The sequence below is a fragment of the Pauljensenia sp. 20925_1_25 genome (genome assembly GCF_041433955.1).
In the GTDB taxonomy this organism is placed as follows: Bacteria; Actinomycetota; Actinomycetes; order Actinomycetales; family Actinomycetaceae; genus Pauljensenia.
This window is the reverse complement of record NZ_JAPWCL010000040.1, coordinates 1-3,863: the sequence shown is the minus strand read 5'-3', so window position 1 is coordinate 3,863 and position 3,863 is coordinate 1. Positions and strand designations below refer to the sequence as shown.

The 3,863-nt window shown below is 60.8% G+C and carries 2 protein-coding genes and 1 pseudogene; 1 reads left to right on the top strand and 2 read right to left on the bottom strand.

The features are described from left to right. Positions 1-118: 118 nt before the first annotated feature. Positions 119-1,431 (bottom strand): annotated as a pseudogene (locus O3932_RS10390) (ISL3 family transposase). 178 nt (positions 1,432-1,609) lie between these two features. Here O3932_RS10390 and O3932_RS10385 point away from each other — a divergent pair. Next, positions 1,610-2,650 carry a hypothetical protein gene (locus tag O3932_RS10385; protein WP_371538300.1) on the top strand — a complete coding sequence of 347 codons (1,041 nt, stop codon included), beginning with the start codon at positions 1,610-1,612 and terminating at the stop codon, positions 2,648-2,650. Between the two features lie 416 nt (positions 2,651-3,066). Here the strand turns inward: O3932_RS10385 and O3932_RS10380 are convergent. Beyond that, positions 3,067-3,863 (bottom strand): DALR domain-containing protein (locus O3932_RS10380; RefSeq protein WP_371538298.1); only part of this gene is annotated, 797 nt, incomplete at its 5' end.

Here is a 3,863-nt window from a genome sequence, read left to right as displayed (position 1 = left end):
CCATTACCAATGGTAGACTGGTCCAATGGGCGATAGCAAGCGTAGCGACGAAGCTAACGAAGACCTCCTCGCGTACATCACTGAACCCCGTCTCCGACCGTACCTCCAAACCGGCTCTTCATAATTGGGGGTGTAGTTGGGGTTTGAATCCTCCGGTTTCGAGGAGCGCTCGAGTGATGTAGTGGCTGAGGTTTCGGAATCCGAGGGCGGAGCCGCGTAGGTGTTCGAGGCGTCCGTTGATGGCTTCGGTGGGGCCGTTGCTGGTGTGGGGGTTATCGAAGTAGGCCAGGATGTCTGTGGCTCGGCGTTTGAGTGTCCTACCTAGCGTGATGAGCTCGGTGAGGGAGGAGGGCACGCTTGTGGAGGTGAGGCGCGTGATTTCCTCGTGCATTAAAGTTTTGCCCCCACGCGCGTTGGATGAGCGGTAGGCGTCGATGATGTTCTGATAGGCGCTCCAGGTGACCTCGAGTGAGACGTGCTCGTCGTTGGAAAACAGGTCGAGTATCTGGTGCTGCTGACGCGCGGTGAGTAGGCAGGATCTGGTGTGCAGCATCCTGCGGGCCTTGTAGAGGGGATCTGTGGCCCGACCGCGCCGATGGTGGAGTTCTTGCTGAATGCGCCGACGACACTCATCCAAGGCGTTGCCAGCGAGATGTACGACGTGGAAGGGGTCCATGACCGTGGTCGCGTCGGGGAGTTCTTCGGCGGCGGCGCTCTTGAACCCGGTGAATCCATCCATAGCGACGATCTCGATGCGCTCGCGCCACGTGTCGGGCTGGGAGGCCAGCCAGGTTTTGAAGACCTTTTTGGAGCGGCCCGGGACCATGTCCAAGAGTCGTGAGGGGCCACTGCGGTCGCGGATGGGCGTCAAGTCCAAGATGACGGTGACGATTCTTGTCTCCGTAGGGGGTGTGGCGCCATACGTGTTCATCCACGCCGATGACTCGCACGCCTTCAAACCGGGTCGGGTCGTTGATCAGTGAGCGCTCTCCTTCGGCCAGGACAGCGGTGTTAGCGGCTCTTCCAGGACACGCCCAGGGCCTGGGCGATACGCGCCACCGTCAAATGGTGGACGACCAGCCCAGTGAGCACCCAGCGCACCGCCGCCCGTGAGAGCTTGGCGCGCGGATCGGCCGCTTGGCTCATGTCCTGACGCTACACGTGAGCGCACTCTGGGCACCGGTAGCGGCGCACGCTCACGTGCAAAATCGTGGGACGCCACCCGTAAGGCTCGTGCGCCAAGCGCCTGACTACCGTGTCACGCGCCTCGCCCTGGCACCCGCAGCGGCGACACCACCGATCCTCACCAACGATGCGGCATGCCAACACTGCGTGGTCTGGCTCAATGCGCTGGCCGGTTACTTCCAGGCCCAGGTCATCCAGGCGCGTGAACGCGCTCAGGTCGGGGCGATCAAAGGTAGTATTGGGCATGTCGAGGTCTTTCGGATGGACGGTGTAGGAATCTCCATCATCGAAAGACCTCGACCCCTACACAACCACGACACGCCCAACTCCACCCAATACCCCTACACCCTCAAATGCGAAGAGCCTCCAAACCTGCGACGGAGATCTCTCACTCGCTCTCGATCTCTATGCCTGGAACACGCGTATGGCGGCCGCCTGCCTACCGATGCTATCTCAGACAGAGATTCTTCTGAGGAATGCGCTTGACGAACAACTCAAAGAGTATTTTGACGAACCAGGACGTGGAATACCTTGGTTTCTCCAAGATTCATGCAAACTCACAGAAAACGAGCGACAACATATCGACACGGCAAGAAATTTAATTAAACGAAGTGAGAAGACCGAAACGCGCGATCAGATCATCGCCAACTTAACATTTGGATTCTGGGTACAGCTTCTTGATCGCAAACACGATCAGATATGGAGACAAGCTCTTCACCGAGCCTTTCGGCATCCACAAACCAGCAAAGCTCCAGATGCTAAACGAGTACGATCACTTGTCAACGATGTGCGTCAGTTTCGCAATAGGATTGCGCATCATGACTACGCCCGCGATTATGACCTCCCCATGCTCATGTCACGCGTTCGCGAACTTGCCGAGTTGATCTCGCCGACGTTTGGCACCTGGTTGGATGAGAACTACCAGGAAATCTGGATGAACCAGTGGCAAGAACGTCCAGCTACGAAACAGGACACAATGATTGTCCCCGACAGTCGAGGCAGCTGGGAAACCTATAAGAGAAAGTCAGCCTATATCTGTCCCGCGGGGAGATACTTTAGGCAGGAAATTCAGTACATTGCATTTTACGTATCACGAACTATTCAGCGCCAGGTTCCTCGCATTACACAAGTAATAAACCCAGTCACCTGGACACCGGAGCACGCAACTGAGTTAGAAGCCTCAACTTCTCAAGACGACAAGAAAGTAGCAGATCTTATCAAATGGACTTTGAGTGAAGAAGGTGAGCGCATACTCGGCTCCAGTTTTCAAGGCAGCCGACAGATGAAGGTTGTACTCCTAACTTCGTATCGGGATGAACAGAATACACAGCAGAAGGATGGGCACATCGTTCTTCCACACGAAATTCCCCACAACGAGTCGGGCAGAGGGAGCGGTTTCGTCCGCCAACACAGGTATGCTTCCCTTCACCGGCTCCAGTCAGCTTCAACAACAGCAGACCTCTAATTAACCGCGCCCGCCCCGAGCAACAGATGATCCCTCACGTCACAGTACGGTCTCCGCTGCGCCCGTAGGCGGACGGCCGGACCTAGCTACGGTCGAAACAACAGCGCGAGGGCCGCTGCACCCGTTACGGGCCGCTGCACCCGTTACGGGCCGCTGCACCCGATCAGAAGAGGTGCACTGCCTACGGATCGGGTGCAGCACACCCAATCAATCGGGTGCAGCACACCCAATCACAAGAACAAACGCGGAATCTGCGAGACGCGGGCCAGGCTGCGGTGCCCGTGGGCGGCGGCAGGGCCTGGCCGGACAACGAGTCGACGCGCCGAGCGAAACTCGCGGCGTGGACGACTCGCGGGCGGGCCGACGCCCACGGGTGCACAAAGCAGCACGACCCTCAGCCGCAGCTCAGCCGCCGATCAGCCGACACTCCACGTCGCGCCGTCGCGGCCATCCGCGACGGTGATGCCGGCGGCGGCCAGCCGGTCGCGTAGCTCGTCGGCGCGTCCCCAGTCCTTGGCGGCGCGGGCAGCAGCCCGCTCAGACAGCACGGACTGGATCAGCGCGTCCAGCGCCGAATGCTCGGCGGCAGCCGCACCAGAGGCACCCGCGCCGATGCCGGCCTGTCCGCGCCACTGCTCCGAAGCGGGATCCAGCCCCAGCACGTCCAGCATGGAGCGGACGAGGACCTGCTCGCGGTAGACACCGGAAACGTCACCGGCAGCAAGCGCGGCGTTACCGGCCTTGAGGTGCTCGTGCAGGACCGCGAGCGCGCCGGCGACGTTGAGGTCGTCGTCCATGGCGGCGACGAAGGCCTCGGGCAGGTCGGCGGGTGCCAGGGTAATTTCGGAGGTCGGAGCCTCCCCCGCGGTCTCGATGGCGCGGGCGACGAAGGTGGAGAACTTTTCCCAGGCGGCGTGCGCGGCGGGCAGGGTCTCGGGGCCCCATTCGATGGCGGAGCGGTGGTGGACGGTGGACAGGGCCCAGCGCACGGCGACGGCCGGGTATTCCTCGGTCAGCGCCCCGATGGACAGGACGTTGCCCAGGGACTTAGACATCTTCTCGCCCTTGGTGGTCACCCACGCGTTGTGGACCCATAGGCGTGCGAAGGGCCAGCCCGCGCCGTGGGATTGGGCCTGTTCGTTCTCGTGGTGCGGGAAGCGCAGGTCGATGCCGCCGCCGTGGATGTCGAATTCGTCGCCGAGGTAGCGGCGCG